The sequence below is a fragment of the Pantoea sp. BRR-3P genome, from assembly GCF_039621635.1.
Classification (GTDB): Bacteria; Pseudomonadota; Gammaproteobacteria; order Enterobacterales; family Enterobacteriaceae; genus Pantoea; species Pantoea floridensis.
Map to the genome: position 1 here is coordinate 2,979,904 of NZ_CP155066.1, position 16,956 is coordinate 2,996,859.

General features: G+C 53.4%; 19 protein-coding genes and 1 other RNA gene. 8 read left to right on the forward strand and 12 right to left on the reverse strand.

What is annotated here, in order from left to right; genetic code table 11:
• Nucleotides 1–21 precede the first annotated feature (21 nt).
• Both AAGR08_RS13905 and AAGR08_RS13910 read right to left on the reverse strand, forming a co-directional pair.
• Nucleotides 22–861 carry a metal ABC transporter permease gene (locus AAGR08_RS13905; RefSeq protein ID WP_345827146.1) on the reverse strand — a complete coding sequence of 280 codons (840 nt, stop codon included), beginning with the start codon at nucleotides 859–861 and terminating at the stop codon, nucleotides 22–24.
• The gene (locus AAGR08_RS13910) at nucleotides 858–1,514 is read right to left on the reverse strand and encodes an ABC transporter ATP-binding protein (RefSeq protein ID WP_345827147.1); all 657 of its coding nucleotides are present in this window, start codon (nucleotides 1,512–1,514) and stop codon (nucleotides 858–860) included. Before AAGR08_RS13910 ends, AAGR08_RS13905 begins: the two co-directional genes overlap by 4 nt.
• 339 nt (nucleotides 1,515–1,853) lie before the next feature.
• Here AAGR08_RS13910 and AAGR08_RS13915 point away from each other — a divergent pair, with 339 nt between their 5' ends.
• The 3 genes from AAGR08_RS13915 (at nucleotide 1,854) to AAGR08_RS13925 (ending at nucleotide 2,974) form a co-directional block, all read left to right on the forward strand.
• Nucleotides 1,854–2,207, forward strand: a complete 354-nt coding sequence (locus tag AAGR08_RS13915) for a hypothetical protein (protein WP_097094691.1) — start codon at nucleotides 1,854–1,856, stop codon at nucleotides 2,205–2,207.
• A 146-nt stretch (nucleotides 2,208–2,353) separates the two neighbouring features.
• Entirely contained in the window at nucleotides 2,354–2,731 is a 378-nt protein-coding gene (gene tomB, locus AAGR08_RS13920; RefSeq protein WP_097094692.1) for an Hha toxicity modulator TomB, read from the forward strand.
• Between the two features lie 24 nt (nucleotides 2,732–2,755).
• A complete protein-coding gene (locus AAGR08_RS13925) occupies nucleotides 2,756–2,974 on the forward strand; it encodes an HHA domain-containing protein (RefSeq protein ID WP_007886938.1) in 219 nt (72 codons plus the stop codon).
• Between the two features lie 130 nt (nucleotides 2,975–3,104).
• On the opposite strand, the gene ffs is transcribed toward AAGR08_RS13925, so the two are convergent.
• Nucleotides 3,105–3,201, reverse strand: an RNA gene (ffs, locus tag AAGR08_RS13930) — signal recognition particle sRNA small type.
• A 179-nt stretch (nucleotides 3,202–3,380) separates the two neighbouring features.
• On the opposite strand from ffs, the gene AAGR08_RS13935 reads away from it, so the two are divergent.
• The gene (locus AAGR08_RS13935) at nucleotides 3,381–3,692 is read left to right on the forward strand and encodes an MGMT family protein (RefSeq protein ID WP_097094698.1); all 312 of its coding nucleotides are present in this window, start codon (nucleotides 3,381–3,383) and stop codon (nucleotides 3,690–3,692) included.
• A gap of 180 nt (nucleotides 3,693–3,872) precedes the next feature.
• On the opposite strand, the gene AAGR08_RS13940 is transcribed toward AAGR08_RS13935, so the two are convergent.
• A complete protein-coding gene (locus AAGR08_RS13940; protein WP_345827148.1) occupies nucleotides 3,873–4,430 on the reverse strand; it encodes a YbaY family lipoprotein in 558 nt (185 codons plus the stop codon).
• Nucleotides 4,431–4,633: 203 nt separating this feature from the next.
• Here AAGR08_RS13940 and tesB point away from each other — a divergent pair, with 203 nt between their 5' ends.
• The gene (gene tesB, locus AAGR08_RS13945) at nucleotides 4,634–5,497 is read left to right on the forward strand and encodes an acyl-CoA thioesterase II (protein WP_345827149.1); all 864 of its coding nucleotides are present in this window, start codon (nucleotides 4,634–4,636) and stop codon (nucleotides 5,495–5,497) included.
• Nucleotides 5,498–5,567: 70 nt separating this feature from the next.
• On the opposite strand, the gene amtB is transcribed toward tesB, so the two are convergent.
• From amtB to AAGR08_RS13970, 5 genes are all read right to left on the reverse strand, one after another.
• Entirely contained in the window at nucleotides 5,568–6,857 is a 1,290-nt protein-coding gene (amtB, locus tag AAGR08_RS13950; protein WP_345827150.1) for an ammonium transporter AmtB, read from the reverse strand.
• A gap of 33 nt (nucleotides 6,858–6,890) precedes the next feature.
• The gene (glnK, locus tag AAGR08_RS13955) at nucleotides 6,891–7,229 is read right to left on the reverse strand and encodes a P-II family nitrogen regulator (RefSeq protein ID WP_007886947.1); all 339 of its coding nucleotides are present in this window, start codon (nucleotides 7,227–7,229) and stop codon (nucleotides 6,891–6,893) included.
• Between the two features lie 259 nt (nucleotides 7,230–7,488).
• Nucleotides 7,489–9,264: a SmdB family multidrug efflux ABC transporter permease/ATP-binding protein gene (locus AAGR08_RS13960; RefSeq protein ID WP_097094702.1), complete on the reverse strand. Its 1,776-nt coding sequence runs from the start codon at nucleotides 9,262–9,264 to the stop codon at nucleotides 7,489–7,491.
• Complete coding sequence (locus AAGR08_RS13965; RefSeq protein WP_345827152.1) at nucleotides 9,257–11,026, reverse strand: SmdA family multidrug ABC transporter permease/ATP-binding protein; 1,770 nt, start codon at nucleotides 11,024–11,026, stop codon at nucleotides 9,257–9,259. The genes AAGR08_RS13960 and AAGR08_RS13965 overlap by 8 nt, the downstream gene beginning before the upstream one ends.
• A 23-nt stretch (nucleotides 11,027–11,049) precedes the next feature.
• The gene (locus AAGR08_RS13970) at nucleotides 11,050–11,511 is read right to left on the reverse strand and encodes an Lrp/AsnC family transcriptional regulator (protein ID WP_097094704.1); all 462 of its coding nucleotides are present in this window, start codon (nucleotides 11,509–11,511) and stop codon (nucleotides 11,050–11,052) included.
• Nucleotides 11,512–11,626: 115 nt separating this feature from the next.
• On the opposite strand from AAGR08_RS13970, the gene AAGR08_RS13975 reads away from it, so the two are divergent.
• Complete coding sequence (locus AAGR08_RS13975) at nucleotides 11,627–12,661, forward strand: PLP-dependent cysteine synthase family protein (RefSeq protein WP_345827153.1); 1,035 nt, start codon at nucleotides 11,627–11,629, stop codon at nucleotides 12,659–12,661.
• Nucleotides 12,662–12,695: 34 nt separating this feature from the next.
• On the opposite strand, the gene cof is transcribed toward AAGR08_RS13975, so the two are convergent.
• Nucleotides 12,696–13,517, reverse strand: coding sequence for an HMP-PP phosphatase (cof, locus tag AAGR08_RS13980; protein ID WP_345827154.1), 822 nt, complete (start codon nucleotides 13,515–13,517; stop codon nucleotides 12,696–12,698).
• A gap of 93 nt (nucleotides 13,518–13,610) precedes the next feature.
• Between cof and AAGR08_RS13985 the strand changes: the two genes are divergently transcribed.
• Both AAGR08_RS13985 and queC read left to right on the forward strand, forming a co-directional pair.
• Nucleotides 13,611–15,326: an SgrR family transcriptional regulator gene (locus AAGR08_RS13985; RefSeq protein ID WP_345827155.1), complete on the forward strand. Its 1,716-nt coding sequence runs from the start codon at nucleotides 13,611–13,613 to the stop codon at nucleotides 15,324–15,326.
• A 26-nt stretch (nucleotides 15,327–15,352) separates the two neighbouring features.
• Nucleotides 15,353–16,048, forward strand: a complete 696-nt coding sequence (queC, locus tag AAGR08_RS13990) for a 7-cyano-7-deazaguanine synthase QueC (RefSeq protein WP_097094708.1) — start codon at nucleotides 15,353–15,355, stop codon at nucleotides 16,046–16,048.
• A gap of 32 nt (nucleotides 16,049–16,080) precedes the next feature.
• Here queC and AAGR08_RS13995 read toward each other — a convergent pair whose 3' ends face one another.
• The gene (locus AAGR08_RS13995) at nucleotides 16,081–16,488 is read right to left on the reverse strand and encodes a YbgC/FadM family acyl-CoA thioesterase (RefSeq protein WP_097094709.1); all 408 of its coding nucleotides are present in this window, start codon (nucleotides 16,486–16,488) and stop codon (nucleotides 16,081–16,083) included.
• A 101-nt stretch (nucleotides 16,489–16,589) separates the two neighbouring features.
• A complete protein-coding gene (locus tag AAGR08_RS14000; protein ID WP_097094710.1) occupies nucleotides 16,590–16,913 on the reverse strand; it encodes a ComEA family DNA-binding protein in 324 nt (107 codons plus the stop codon).
• Nucleotides 16,914–16,956 lie beyond the last annotated feature (43 nt).

Genomic DNA, 16,956 nt, shown 5'->3' on the forward strand with positions numbered 1-16,956 from the left:
TCCTATCCCCTTATAGTGTGGTTATCGACGGCGCACCAGGCCGCCACATGGTCCTGTCAAAACAGAAATCAGAAATAGCACCGCAGCGCTTAGCACCACCGCCGGGCCGGCGGGTAGCGAGAAATGCCACGATAGCATCAGGCCAATCAGCGCAGAGACGACGGCCAACAGCATGGCGATACCCAGCATGCAGGCCAGATGGCGACTCCAGAAACGCGCGCTGGTAGCGGGCAGCATCATCAATCCCACCGACATCAGCGTACCGAGCACCTGAAATCCAGCCACTAAATTGAGTACCACCAGCATCAGGAATAAGCCGTGTACCAGCGGTGCGCTCCATTTACCCTGAGCTCGCAGAAAATCGGGGTCAAAGGCATCAATGACCAGCGGACGGAAAATCACTGCCAATAGCAGCAGAGTGAAAGCCGCAATCCCGCCAACCAGCACAATGGCTGCGTTATCCACCGCCAAAAGTGACCCAAACAACACGTGCAGCAGATCAACGCTTGAACCACGCAGCGACACCAGCGTGACGCCAAGCGCGAGAGAACCGAGGTAAAAGCCGGAGAAACTGGCATCCTCTTTCAGATGTGTATAGCGGCTGACAGCGCCAGAGAGTAATGCCACCGCCAAACCGGCAATCAGGCCGCCGATGCCCATCGCCACCAGCGATAAACCTGACACCAGATAACCAATCGCCGCACCGGGCAGCACGGCATGCGACAGCGCATCGCCGACCAAACTCATGCGGCGCAGTGAAAGAAAGACACCCAGCGGCGTAGCGCTGATCGCCAATGCAACGCAGGCGACCAGCGCGCGGCGCATAAAACCAAATTCGATAAAGGGCTGGATTAATGTCACGACGCTACCCTGCCCAAGGGTGGCGTGTCCGCGGCGCCAGCTACGTCGAGCGACAACACATCGCGGAAATAACGCGCTACCAGTGGACGATCGTGCAATACGACTAATAATGTGGTGCCAGCCTGTTGCTGCTGTTCGAGGATCGACATCAGTAAGGTGACGGTTTGCGTATCAATGCCATTGAAGGGTTCATCTAATAGCCACAGCTGGCTGCGCTGCAGCATCAAACGCGCGAAGAGCACGCGCTGCAATTGTCCGCCGGAGAGGGTTGAGGGCTGAGCATCCGCGAATTCACGCATGTGTACAGCATCAAGTGCGGCATCGATTTCCCGACGTAACGCGCGATTGATGCCACCGAACCATCCACAGCGCGGCCAGCATCCCATGGCAACCAGCTCATAAGCCGTAAGAGGAAAACGTGTTTCGAGTTCACTGCGTTGCGGTAACCATCCGAGCGCTTTGCGCGGCATCTGCAATTCACAACAGCCCGAAATGGGAGGCAGTAAACCCGCAATGGTTTTCAGTAAGGTTGATTTACCCGTGCCGTTAGCGCCGACCAATGCCGTCATGCTGCCTTTCATCAATGCACCATTGACGACCGGCGTTACCGCGCGCCCGTGATACCCTGCTTGTAAGTCCTTGAAATGTATCATTACTGCAGGCCCCACCAAATTGAAAGCGCCAGCAGAGAAATCAGCAACAGCGCGATCAGCACACGCCCGCTAAGGGATAGAAGTAATCCACTGTGATTCATACTCTACAACCAAAAATGTTATAACATAACAATTACGTTACCCGATCTCCCTGTGTTATGCCTGAGCAAAAGTGTTTCAAAAGTTGTTCTTTACCGAAGACATCAGCAGAAATTCAATGCTTTCGCCTGATTAAGTTATGAAACCCATCACAACGATTGCTGTTTCTGTTTATTAGCGACTTGCAATGTTGCGTAAGAAGCCCAATGATAGAAACGTAACTCTTTTACTGGATACAAAATGGCGTCTATTATTCATTGTGATATTGCTATGGATGAGGACGATTGCGAAAAGTTGCAAAGAATTATCCAGGGGAATATTCTCAAAATAGCCGAGGCATTAGCCGGTGATTTACAGTGGTATTCTCAAAACGCGCAATTAGTTCCCAATAGCTTCCATGTTATTTCTATTCAACCTTCAGACGATTATCGATTTAAAATGCTTTACGATTTTAGCTGGAATTTATTTAATCCTTGCCTGGATTTAAATGAAACTTTTAAGCGTCGTGAAGAAGTGCTGTTCCAGGTATCGCCCGGCGCACTGGTGTTTGCGGTGATTGATAATGCGCGCCCCTCTCCTGCCGATGAATTGTAATATTTGGTAATTGAGGTGAGCAAAGCTAATGATTGTGGATTACATTTAAGGAGTCGCTAAGACATTTTTATTCGTAATCGCTTCCTGGTAGCTTTTCCTAATCTCGCCGCACTGCGGTAACTGTGCTAGCTATGGAGGGGAAAAAGATGGACGAATACTCACCGAAACGGCATGATATTGCCCAGCTTAAATACCTGTGTGAGAACATGTTCGACGAAAGTATGGCAACATTGACTGATAGCCATCATGGTTGGGTTAATGATCCTACTTCGGAAAGCAATTTACAGCTCAACGATTTGATTGAGCACATCGCTTCTTTCACGATGAATTACAAAATTAAGCACGTTGAAGATGAAGCCCTGATAACGCAAATCGATGAATATCTTGACGATACCTTTATGCTGTTCAGCAGTTACGGAATCAATACTCAGGATTTACAACGGTGGCAGCGTTCTGCAAAACGTTTATTTAATCTGTTTGCCGAAGAGTGTGCTTATCTCCAACAACCTAGCCATTCCTTTTAGCACCAGACTGAGACCGGTTTATTTATGAGCAACCAAGCCTTAACAAAAACAGACTATTTGATGCGACTGCGCCGCTGTCGCTCAATCGACACCCTTGAACGGGTAATCGAAAAGAACAAGTACGAATTACCTGACAATGAACTCGCAGTATTCTATTCGGCAGCCGATCATCGTCTGGCTGAACTGACGATGAATAAGCTGTATGACAAAGTACCGGTTTCTGTCTGGAAGTTCGTCCGCTAAGTTTCTCCTCTATCTGCCGTTCTGCAACGACATTGTATTCATCAAGGAGTGATTCCCCGGCAAAGGAGTGCCAGATTTCTCTGTGCGTCGCATTCAGTGAAGTTTTTAGGTGGGTACAAATGGGTGGGGGCCCTGCCAGCTACATCCCGGCACACGCGTCGCCTGCTGCGGCTGCTTCCTTCCGGATCTGACCGAGTTCACAAGTTAGCGTTGCGGGAGAACCAACAGGGCCCCCATTGACGAACCCTCATTTCGAGAGCGCAGGCATTATCAAGTAACCCCCTGGCAATTGCAAGCGCAGGCCGGACAACCGTTGTTTTCTTGCACAAGCACACAGCTAAGCGCTGTTGTCTACCCTTCTGCATGCTAAAGTTTAGCCCTTTCCTCAATAAAAATAGGTGCGCACATGAGCGACCAAAACAACTTCTCAGAGCGCGTCTGGCAGATCATTGCGGCCATTCCGGCGGGAAAAGTCACCACTTATGGTGATGTGGCGCAGCTGGCAGGATCGCCACGTGCAGCGCGTCAGGTGGGCGGCGTATTACGCCGTTTGCCAGAAGGCAGTAAATTACCCTGGTTTCGCGTCATCAATCGCCATGGGCGCATTTCACTGCAGGGCGATGACCTGTTTCGTCAGCGTGATGCGCTAGAAGCGGAAGGGATTGAAGTGAGTGATGCTGGGGAAATCGAATTAGAAAAATATCGGTGGCAAATTTAGTGGTGCTCTATGTCGCGCTCAGACAGCCCACCAACCGCACTCAACTTAACACGCTGGAAGTCGTCGTTGTGGAGTAAAGCGGCACACGCCATGGATGGCGTGTGCCGAGCGATCAGGGACGAGACAGCGGCTTTACGGAACAATGTTGACTTCCGGCGCGCGCTCGCCCCAATGATCGATTTAGAGACTCGTCGGTGCTGGCACCGAAGCCGATGGCGTAACCTGCGTCGGTGAAGTAGAAGGCACCGTGGTCGCTGCGCCCGGCTGGGTTGGCATGGCGACGTTAGTTACCGGCACCAACAGCAGCTCCGCTTTGGTTCCACCCTCATTAATCACCGGTTTCACCGTATCGGTAATAAACGCCAGCTTGCCATCAATCGCAATCGCCGCGCTTAACAAGATGCGCGCGTTTGGCTGAATGTCTGCCGGATTAAATGGCAAGATAAACTGGAACGGCGCCTGCTTACCTTCCGTGCGCACCACGCGCTGCGAAAGTACCTTAGACGGTGCATCAGCCAGCGAAGCATCCGAGAGCGTTACGGTCAGCACCGCATCCGGCGGCAGCGCAATACGTTGGCGGATATACACCGAACCACTGACGTTAGGCTGCGTGATCGCAGCCTGCTGCCCTGCTACTGCCGAACCCAGCGTAGGTGTTGCCACCGGCTTGCTGTGATCAGCACAACCTGTAATCGCTGCCGCCAAAGTCATACCGCTAATAACTTGCCAGAGTTTCATCGATGTCGTCTCCTTGTGAACATATGATTATCGGCGGTGAATATGTTGGGTAGCTTTTCAGCCGCCGAATGTCCTTAATTCTGGCACAAAAATCGGCATTGCGCCCAAAGCCGCCAGCAGCTTGCTGAAATCGCGGCAAAATCATTGACGGAAACTGGTCGGATCTTTCACACTGACGCGAAAGACACACAGAGGAATCCGCAATGAGCCAGGCACTGCACAACCTGCTTAATTTATTGAATCTGGAAAAACTGGAAGAAGGCCTGTTTCGGGGTCAGAGCGAAGATCTTGGGCTACGCCAGGTGTTTGGTGGCCAGGTGGTGGGTCAGGCGCTGTACGCCGCAAAACAAACGGTGCCTGAAGAACGCATCATCCACTCTTTTCACAGTTACTTCTTGCGGCCTGGCGATAGCCATAAAGCCATCATTTATGATGTTGAAACGCTGCGTGACGGTAAAAGCTTCAGCGCTCGCCGCGTAAGTGCGGTACAGAATGGTCAGCCGATCTTTTACATGACGGCCTCATTCCAGGCGCCAGAAAGTGGTTTCGAACATCAAAACAGCATGCAGCAGGTGCCGGGCCCGGAAAATCTCCCCTCGGAACAAGACTTAGCGAAAAAGCTGGCCGCGCACTTGCCGCTCAAGCTGAAAGAAAAATTCCTCGCCGAACGTCCACTCGATATCCGCCCTGTGCAGATTCACAACCCGCTAAAAGGGCACGTTGACGAACCGGTTCGCCAGGTGTGGATCCGCGCCAACGGCGAGCTGCCAGAAGATCGCCGTATTCACCAATACTTGCTGGGTTATGCTTCCGATCTCAACTTCTTACCCGTTGCTCTGCAGCCGCACGGCAAAGGCTTCCTTGAGGCCGATATGCAAGTCGCCACCATCGATCACTCTATGTGGTTCCATCGCCCGTTCGACTTATCAGAATGGCTGCTGTACAGCGTGGTGAGCACCTCTGCGTCCAGCGCACGGGGCTTTGTGCGCGGTGAATTTTACAAGCAGGATGGCACCCTTGTGGCAACCACGGTACAGGAAGGCGTGATGCGCCAACGCGACGCATAAAAAAGGGGCGAAATCATCGCCCCTTGTACTTTTTATAGTTTTAGCGCACTGCTCTTCTTCAGCCCGATACTTACTGGTTGTAAGCGTTCTCGCCGTGGCTGTTCACATCCAAACCTTCACGTTCCTGATCTTCCGGAACACGCAGGCCAACAATCATATCCGCCAGTTTGAAGCCGATAAAGGCAACAACTGCGGTCCAGACGATGGTTACACCAACGCTGAACAACTGCACCCAAACCTGATGTCCCATGGTCACGCCTTCTGCGTAGCCCACGCCGCCCAGTGAAGAGGAGGCAAATACACCCGTCAGGATACAGCCGAGGATACCGCATACGCCGTGCACACCGAACACATCACACGGGTCATCAACGCGCAGCCATCTTTTCAGCGTCGTCACGCCCCACAGACCGGCTAAGCCACCCGCCAGGCCGATGATCAGCGCGCCGCCGACACCAACGTAACCACAGGCAGGAGTAATCGCCACCAGGCCCGCGATGAAACCTGAGCACGCCCCCAACAGAGAAGGTTTACCACGCACCGCCCACTCGCCAAACACCCACGACAAAACAGCGCCCGCAGTTGCCACGACGGTATTCAGGAAGGCCAGCGCAGCGATTTCGTTCGCAGAGGAAGCTGAACCGGCATTAAAACCAAACCAACCGACGTACAGGATCGCAGTACCGAGGAACACCATCGGCAGGTTATGCGGTTTGAACGCTTCTTTACCGAACCCTGCACGCTTGCCAACCAGGTAAGCCCCCACCAAACCAGCAACTGCGGCATTGATATGGACAACGGTACCACCTGCAAAATCGAGCGCGCCATCTTGTGCCAGCAAGCCACCCGCCCACACCATGTGTGCGATTGGCAGATAAGCCAGCGTCAACCACACGACGACGAAAATCAGCACCGCAGAGAAGCGAATACGTTCTGCCAGGGCGCCCACAATCAGGCCGACGGTGATACAGGCAAATGATGCCTGGAAAGCCACGTGAATATATTGGTAGAAACTGCCCATCACGGCTTTCAGCTCAATATTCTTCAGCATCGCCCACTGGAAGTTCCCGAAGAAGGCGTTGCCTTCACTGAAGGCCAGTGAGTAGCCATAAATCACCCACAGCACGCATACCAGCGAGAAAGTCACGGCAACCTGGGTCAGCATGGAGAGCACGTTCTTACCGCGGATCAAACCGCCGTAGAACAAAGCGATACCCGGAATGGACATGAACAGTACCAGCGCGGTACAGATCATCATAAAGGCATTATCGGCTTTATCGGCTACGGCAGGCGCGGCCGCAATGGCCAGCGAGGGTAACAGCGCGAGGCTGGTGAGGCCCAACTTCGTCATTACTTTATTCATTTCTTTCCATCCCATCACAATTCAGAGCCCCAGTTACAGTGCTGCTTCGTCGGTCTCGCCGGTGCGAATACGAATGACGCGCTGCAGTTCCGCGACGAAAATCTTGCCGTCGCCAATTTTGCCGGTATAAGCGGCTTTGCTGATGACATCGACCACTTCGTCGAGTTGATCGTCCGCAATAGCGATATCAATTTTTACTTTTGGCAGGAAGTTAACGCTGTACTCGGCACCGCGATAAAGCTCTGCGTGACCTTTCTGGCGACCAAAACCTTTAACTTCGGTCACTGTCAGTCCCTGAATGCCAATAGAGGATAAGGCTTCACGCACGTCCTCCAGCTTAAATGGTTTGATTACCACGGTAACCAGCTTCATACGTTCCCCTCCGGATAAGAAATTGAGTGAGTCTTCGCGGACACGTAGGGATATAAGCAAAGGCTGTGCCATAAATAAAAAAAGTGGAATGTCAGTAGAATAGGCGCGCTGCATCACGCTTCGTTATGTGAAGCGCGACGCAATTTTGGCAGAGGGAAAGAGTAAGGTGTTGCAAAGTTGCACTGTTCTGGTGCCCACAGCCTCAAAGCAGTGCATCAATACAGAACATTCCGATAAAACTGTGCAAAAAAGGTGCAGATCACCCTTCAGCATGTACGGGAATGCCCGCTGCGAGTTCATCGCCAGCCTGCTGCAGCTGATACATTTGCCAATAACGTCCCTGCTGAGCCAGCAATTCAGTATGCGTACCGCGCTCAACCACCTGTCCACGGTGCAGCACTAAAATCTGGTCGGCTTCCGTGATGGTGGAAAGCCGGTGTGCAATCACCACCAACGTACTGTGCTGCCGCAGAGCGCGTAATGCGTGTTGAATTGCTTGCTCAGTCCCGGAATCGATATTGGCAGTGGCTTCATCAAGGATCAGAATCTGCGGCAATGACACCAGCACGCGCGCCAGTGCCAGCAGCTGTTTCTGTCCAACCGAGAGATTATTGCCCTGCTCGCCAAGGCGCGTGTAAATCCCATCAGACATGCTGCGCGCCAGCGGTGCCAGCTGCACGGTTTCCAGCGCTTGCCACACTTGCTCTTCTGGGATGTCGCGCCCTAAGCGGACGTTGGCCAGCAACGAATCTGCCAGCACCACCGGATCCTGCTGCACCATGGCGATGCTTTGGCGCAGGGCTGCGTGTGATAGCTGCGGCAGCGGACGACCATCCAGTTCGATAGTGCCGCGCGTCACCGGATAATAGCCCATTAACAGGTTGGCTAAGGTACTTTTCCCGCTGCCGGTATGCCCAACCAGCGCCACAAAATTGCGCGCCGGCACGTCAAGATTAATATTGCTCAGTACGTCGCGGTTATCACGATAAGCAAAGCTCACATCGCGCAGGGAAATCTCTCCTGACGCCAGCGGCCGATCATCTGCGCCGTAGCCTTGCTGCACGGCATCCATCAGTTCAAAAATGCGTTCGCCTGATACCACCGCCTGTTGCAGCATCGACTGCTGCGTGGTTAATTCAATCAAGGGTTCATTGAGTCGGCCAAGATACGTGATGAACGCATAAAGCACGCCAACCTCAAACACGCCCGGCGTGGCGAAGCTAAACAGCATCAACAAACCGCACAGAATCATGGCGGAGAACAAGCTCAGCAACGGACGCAACAGAAAACCGTCCAGCCGCAGCGTTTCCATCCGCGCCAGATAGTGCGAACGACTCGCTTCGCCCATGCGCTCACCAAACCGTGCCTGCTGGCGAAACTGTTGGATCACGCTCATGCCGTTGATCACTTCATTGAAACCGTTATTGATGTCGGCCAGATAGCTGCGCACGCGTCGGGCAATTGGCGTACTGAAGCGTTGATAAATCATCATCACCGTCAGCACCAGCGGGAAAATCACCAGTGCCACCAGCGCCATACGCCAATCAAGCGAGAACATCGCCACCAGCATCGCACCAATCAGCGCAGCAGCGCGCAATACGGTGGCGACCACGGTGACGTAGAGATCTTTGATCACTTCGGTGTCATTAGTGACGCGCGAGATTATTTGTCCGACCGGCTGCGTATCAAAAGCGCTGAGCGGTTGACGCAGCGCCGCGTTCATCACATCAACGCGCAGTTGCTGCACTACGCCAATGGCCGCACGGTTAAACAGCAGCGCCTGAAAATAGTGCAAACCGGCCGCCAGCAATTGCAGCAGAACAAAGCTCACCAGCAGCCCAGCCGCAATCCCCCACGGCATCTGATGTTTCGCCACCAGATTATCGATAAAGTAGCTGACCAGCACGGGCCCGGTAACTTCCGCAGCAGCTGCAATCCACAGCATTCCTACCGCCAGCCATAGCGATTTACGCCACGGTTTGCCGTACGCCAGTAATCGTTTCAGCGTTGGCCATAAACGTTGTGATTTAGCCACGGCGTGCTCCTTCTGCCACTTCATCCTCATCTAATGCGGCTTCTAGCTGCTGATAGCGGTACATATCGCGATACCAGCCCTCTTTGGCTGTTAAGGTGTCATGATCGCCACGCTGCGCCACCGCGCCATGCTGCAGCACCAGAATTTCACTGGCCTCGGTCAGCGCCGACAAACGGTGCGCACTGATAATTAACGTGCGGCCTTTTCCCCACTGACGCAGGTTATGCAGGATGTCATGTTCCGTGCGACCATCAACCGCCGACAGCGCATCATCAAGAATCAGGATTTCGGCATTCAGCAACAGCGCACGCGCAATTGAGATGCGCTGCTTCTGTCCACCAGACAGCATCACGCCGCGCTCGCCCACTTCGGTTTCATAACCTTGGGGCAGGCGTAGAATATCGTCATGCACGCAGGCCATTTTCGCCACTTGTTCCAGCTCTTGCTGCGTGGCATTTGGGCGACCGAGCGCCAGATTATTGGCAATGGTGTCGGAGAACAGAAATGGCGTTTGACTCACCACCGCCAAACGACTGCGCCAGCTATCAAGCCGTAGCTGCTGCAGCGGGGTATTGTGATAGCGAATATCTCCCTGGTCGATATCGAAATGACGCTGAATCAGGCTCAGCAACGTACTCTTGCCGCACCCGGTTGGGCCACATAAACCGAGCATCTGGCCCGGTTTTAGCTGGAAGTTAATATGGCTGAGAACGGCGCCGGAACTGGCTGGATAGCGAAATTCGCGGATCGCGACGTGCAGATCGCCGGGGTCGGCGGGCAACACTTTCTGTCCATCCTCAACCGCAGGCACTTCTGCCAGCAGCGAGCGAATGCGACTCCATGCCGCGCTACCGCGCTCAACAATATTGATCATCCAGGCCAGCGCCAGCATTGGCCAAATCATCAGACCGAGATACATCACGAAGCTGGTGAGCTGACCGAGCGTTAAACTGCCGTTCCACACCATCCAGCCGCCGCCGGCGATCGCCAGCAGATTGGATATCCCGACCGCAATATAGATGGTGGGATCGAAACGCGCATCGACGCGCGCCACATGCAGGTTTTTCTTGCCGGTATCCGCGGCAATGTCTGAAAACTGTTGCGACTGATGATCTTCCAGGCCAAAGGCTTTGATCATGCGAATACTGGTCAGGCTTTCCTGAGTTTGATCGTTGAGGCTGGAAAACGCCGCCTGGGCGACTTTGAAGCGCTGATGCAAACGGGCGCCATCTTTCTGAATGACGAACGCCATAATCGGCATCGGTACCAGTGCCAGCAGCGTAAGCTGCCAGCTGATTTGCGTGCTCATCACCGCCAGCACCACCAGCCCCATCACCAAAGAATCCACCAGCGTCAGCACGCCTTCACCCGCAGCAAAAACAACGCGATCAACATCATTGGTGGCACGCGCGATAAGATCGCCAGTGCGGTGGCGCAGATAAAACGCCGGATGCTGACGACTGAGTTGACGATAGAAATCCTCACGCAGTTCCACCGCCAGCTGATAGGAGGCCCCGAATAGCAGCACGCGCCAGACGTAACGCAGCAAATAGACCACAACAGCCGTCACCAGCATGATGCCGATCCACATGAAGATCTGCCCTGCGTCCAGAGTATGCTGTGTCACGCCATCGACAATCACGCCCACCACATGCGGTGGCAGCAATTGCAGAAGCGCAATCACAATCAGCAAGCTGACGGCACCTAAATACCGCCGCCACTCGCGCAAGAAATACCAACTTAACTGACTGAATAATCGCACAAGACTGTCTCTTTATGTGCCCGTTAGGGCGCTACCGGCAAGGCGGTGGTGTATTTGATTTCTTCCATGGCAAAACTGGAGGTCACATCCATCAGGCCCGGCACGCCATTCACCAGACGTTTGTAAAAACCGTCGTAACTCTTCATATCCGCGACCTGAATGCGCAACAGATAATCGTATTCGCCAGCCATGCGGTAAAACGCCATCACTTCCGGCATTTGCTGCACCACGCTGACGAATTGCCTGAACCATTCGCTGCTGTGCTGCTGGGTTTTAACAAACATAAAGGCAGTAAGAGATAGACCAATCTTTTCGCCATCGATCAACGCCACGCGCGCACGAATAATGCCATCATCTTCCAGTTTTTTCAGGCGTTTCCAGCAGGGTGTTGTGGTGAGATTTACCGCATCGGCTAATGTCTGCAGCGACAATGTGCAATCCTGTTGCAGCATTGACAGCAGAGTGCGGTCAGTTTTATCTAACATCGGCCACTCCCGGAGAAAAATTTTCTCTAATCGCACCATTATAACCGGATTAAGGCAACCTCTTTTTCCTGCCAGTGCCTTACACTGTGCGCAATAATGATCACGGAAAAGCAACATGCAAACGCCCTGGGTTCGCCACGCCATCAATGAAATTAACGCCGATTTTCAGCGCTCGGCGGATACGCATCTGATCCGCTTCGCGCTGGATGATTTTCCCGGCATTCACTTCTATCTGAAGGATGAAAGCACGCATCCCACCGGCAGCCTGAAACATCGACTGGCGCGCTCGCTATTTCTCTATGGTTTGGTTAATGGTCGTATCCGTGAAAATACGCCGATCATCGAAGCGTCATCTGGCAGTACTGCTGTATCAGAAGCCTACTTCGCACGTTTGCTTGGCCTGCCGTTTATCGCAGTGATGCCCGCCAGCACCGCCAAACGCAAGATCGAGATGATTCGTTTCTATGGTGGCGAGTGCCATTTCGTTGCCGATCCCTGCCAGCTTTACAGCGAATCGGAGCGGTTAGCGCGTGAACTCAATGGCCATTTTATGGATCAGTTCACCTATGCCGAGCGCGCTACGGACTGGCGCGGTAATAACAACATCGCTGAAAGCATTTTTCGTCAGATGTCCCACGAACCGTTCCCGGTACCGCATACGGTGATCATGAGCGCAGGCACCGGCGGCACATCAGCCACCTTAGGCCGCTACATCCGCTATCAGGGTCACAACACGCGCCTGCTGGTCGTGGATCCACAGCATTCAGTGTTTTTCGATTACTGGCACAGCCGCAATCCTGCGCTGCGTAGCAATCGCGGGAGCTTAATTGAAGGCATTGGTCGGCCGCGCGTTGAACCATCTTTTTTACCCGACGTGATTGACGAAATGATGAAAGTGCCCGACGGCGCAACCGTTGCCGCGATGCTGCAGCTAGAGCAGATCCTTGGACGTCGTCCTGGCGCCTCAACGGGTACTAATTTCTGGGGGATGCTGCAGGTGGCAAAACGTATGCGTGTAACAGGTGAGCAAGGCTCGCTGGTGACGTTATTGTGCGACAGCGGGGAACGCTATCCCGACACCTATTACAATGCAGACTGGGTGAAGCTGAATATCGGTGACATCGAGCCTTGGATCCGTGAACTGCAATAAAAAACCGGACGTCCTGTCCGGTTCACTGTAAGCCTCAGCATTCGGGGGAATAATCGAGGTGTGGTGTGGTCATCCAGTGATTTAAGTAGTGAGACACCGCCTGTGCCTCGCAATGACCAATAATCGGCAGGTGGGGCAACGACGTTTTAAGTTGATTCATCGCGTTGCCCATAATGAACCCGCGGCCGACGCGTTCCAGCATTTCACGGTCGTTCATCGCATCGCCAAACGCCATGCAGTCCGCCAACGACAGCGAAAGATGCTGGCACAAACGCCCCAGCGCTGCGCCTTTATGGCAATCGACCGGTAACACTTCCAGACAATCCCACGCGGAAAAGCAAATATTCGCCCGATCGCCCAGCGCTGCCTGCAATTCACTGCGCAATGCCTGCAACATCTCGTGAGGTGCAATAAAACAGATCTTGGTGACCTCATGCGCTGACATCTGGCGCAAATCACGCAGCTGATAATGGAAACCGCTCATAGCATGCGCCTCAAGCGCGCCGAGCAGCGGCTTATCGGTAAACCAGCCTTCGTCGTTGAAAATATGAATCGAAGCAGGGGTTTGCCAATGAGTATGAATCACCTCTTCTGCCACCGATGAGGTTAAATCACAGCCGTAAAGCTGGTTGCCTTCCAAATCGTGAATACGCGTGCCATTGCCGGTAATCAGCCATGCCGGCAAGGTAATTTGATCGCGCACACGCTGCATATCCATGAGATGTCGGCCGGTGGCAAAAGCCAGGGTTACACCGCGCTCATGCAACGCATGCAAACTTGCCAGCGTTTCATTACCTAAACGATGCGTGGGCAGAAGCAGTGTACCGTCCATATCAAATGCCGCGAGGCGTGCCATGCGAATTCTCCTGTCTGAGTGAGGAGCTTACTATCACCTGGTAATTACGGAACTAATAGTGAATACTTCATTAAAACTGTTCCGGGTTTAGCGATGCGCGAACTTCATCGGGTTAATCAATTTCAACGTCTTTGGCAACTCAGTCACGGTGAGACGCAACGCCTTAGCGTCGCCGCGATGGCGCAGCACTGTTTTTGCAGCGAGCGCCATGTGCGCACGCTACTACGACAATGGCAAGAGATTGGGTGGCTGCGCTGGCGTGGCGAATCAGGGCGCGGCAAACAGGGCGAACTGACTTTTTTAGTATCGCCAGAGCAGCTGCGTCAACAACTGTTAACTCAACAGCTTGACGCCGGCGAAGCGGTGCAGGCATTGCAGGTGTTGGATCTCGATCCTGAACGGCTGGTGAAAATGCTGCGGCCACTGATGGGTGGGCAATGGCAGAATCAGTCTCCGGTGCTGCGTATCCCCTACTACCGTCCAATGGAGCCATTGCACCCTCTGCAACTAACCGGACGCGCTGAACAGCATTTGGCGCGACAAATTTTCTCGGGATTAACGCGGTTTCGCGGTAATGATGTTGAAGGTGATATCGCCCATCATTGGCAGCACGATGCCAGCGGCAGGGACTGGTACTTCTGGCTGCGTCCACAGCTTAGCTGGCATAACGATGAGCCCATGCAGGCCGCGCAGTTGGTCGAACAACTGATGCAGATCAGGCAAACTCCGCGCGGCTTGCGTCTGCTATCGGCCATTGAAAAGATTGAAGCCCCGCATCCTCTGGCCATTCGCATCCAGTTAAATGAAAGTGATTACTGGCTACCGCAGCGGCTTGCGCATCAGTTTTGCTTGTTACCTCATCCTGACTTTGCTGATATTGGCAGCGGTCCCTGGAAACTGACTCATTTCACTCCTGAAATGGTGCGGCTGGAGAGCCATACTCGCTGGCACTTTCAGCGCCCGCTGATTCAGCGCATGGAATATTGGATCACACCACAACTGTTTGATCGTGACCTCGGCACCAGCTGTAGCCACCCGGTACAAATTGCCATTGGCGATCCGGATGAACTGGATAAGCTGCGATCGGTTGACCGCAGTATCAGCCTGGGATTTTGCTATCTGGCACCGCGTATCTCGTCACATTTCAGCACCAAACAGGCCCAATTATTGATTGCCCTAATTCAGCGCAGCGGCGTGATTCAGCAGCTACCGCTGGCTGAAGGGTTGATTACCCCCAGTCATGAGTTGTTGCCTGGCTGGCCGGTGCCATTAGCAGCAAGTGATGCGATAGCACTGCCGCAAACGCTAACGTTGCATTACCATTTACCGGTTGAACTACATGTGATGGCACAGGCATTGGTTCCGCTATTAGCGCAATACGGCTGCGCCCTTACCTGCGTCTTTCATGATGTAAAAAGCTGGCGCGATGATAGCGATCTTAGTCAGGCCGATGTGGTGATGGGCGATCGACTGATTGGCGATGCTCCGCTGTTTACTTTGGTAAACTGGCTGGAGAATGATCCGCTATGGCTGCCGCTGCGCGCAAAAGTATTGCAACCCTCCCTGAGCGCCATTGCTCAGCAGGATAGTGCGATGCAGCGCAGTGATTTAACCCAACAGCTGTTCCAGCAGCTGATGAGCGATGGCTATCTGCTCCCCCTGTTTAACTATCGCTATCAGGTATTTGCGCCACCGGGCGTGGAAGGTATCCAGCTTAACAGCTTGGGCTGGTTTGATTTCACCCGAGCATGGATCCCACCGCCAACGGCTGCCAACACTGTTCAGCCCTTGCCTGAGCCAGTACCATAGGCACACTGAATTTTGGGGAAGAACAAATGAAACGAGCTGTTGTGGTTTTTAGTGGCGGACAAGACTCCACCACGTGTTTAATTCAGGCGCTGCAACACTACGATGAAGTGCATTGCGTCACTTTTGATTACGGTCAGCGTCATCGTGAAGAAATTGAGGTTGCGGCAGCACTGTCACACCAGCTGGGCGCACGCGCGCACAAAGTACTGGATGTTACGCTGCTTAATGAACTCGCCGTCAGCAGCCTAACGCGCGACAACATTCCCGTGCCCACTTACGATCCTAATGCCAGCGGTTTACCGAGCACCTTTGTGCCGGGCCGCAATATTCTGTTCCTGACGCTGGCCGCAATTTACGCCTATCAGGTTGAAGCAGAAGCCGTGATCACCGGCGTGTGTGAAACGGATTTCTCTGGCTATCCGGATTGCCGGGATGAGTTTGTAAAAGCGCTCAACAACGCTGTGAGCCTTGGTATGGCGCGCAATATTCGCTTTGAAACGCCACTGATGTGGCTGAACAAAGCCGAAACCTGGGCGCTGGCTGATTACTGGCAACAGTTGCCGCTGGTGCGTGCAGAAACCCTCACTTGTTATAACGGCGTGAAAGGCGATGGCTGTGGTGAATGCGCGGCTTGCCACTTACGGGCTCGAGGCCTGGCAGATTATCAGGCTAATGCGTCAGCCGTAATGGCAGCAATGAAACAAAAAAGCGGCCTCAACTGATTAGGCCGCGACTTACACTGGCGCCACTGGCGTCAGTCACTTTCCGCCATCAGAGAAGCCAAACGCTCACGTAATTCTCCTTCCATCGGTACCGCTTTTTGCGTGCGCAAATCAATACAAACAAAAGTCAGTGCGGCATCGGCCACAACTGAGTTATCACTGGCCAGCAGCACCCGCTGTGTTATGACACCGCTTTTACCGCTCAGCTGTGACACTTCACTTTCAATATTGAGTACGTCGCCCAGCACCGCTGGACGACGGTAATTGATATTAATATTGACCACCACAAACGCCAGCTGCTGCTCCATCAGCCAATGAAACGCATCGACATCCTCCAGCCACTGCCAGCGCGCCTCTTCAAGAAACTCCAGATAGCGCGCGTTATTCACGTGCTGATAAACATCCAGATGATAACCGCGCACTTTAATTGTGGTTTGCATTGTAGCTCCTGTTCAGGCTGAGAATGACAACTGGTAAGACCTGTTGAGCATAGCACAGCCTGAATTCAGGCTATTTCATTCCTTCAAAGTCGCGAGTCGCTTCACAGTTTAAGCCGATCGCTATTCCGCTCAATCAATGCGCTGCCAATACCGGGAACCTCCTTAAGTTGCTCAATGGCAGTAAACGGACCGTACTGCTCGCGATAACTGACAATCGCCTGAGCTTTTTTCAGTCCAATACCATTCATACCTGCGGCGAGCTGTTCGGCGGTGGCAGAATTGATGCTGACCTGCCCTTCCTGTGGCGTTGAGACCTGGGTCGACTGCGTTTCGCTGGGACTTTCGGCAGCCGCCAGTCCGGTGGTATAAACTGCGCCACCCAGCGCCAGCGTAATGCATAGGGCTTGAAACGTTGATTTCACCATGCTGTGTTTCTCCTTGTGTTTGACAGCCACAGCAGGGTGTCAC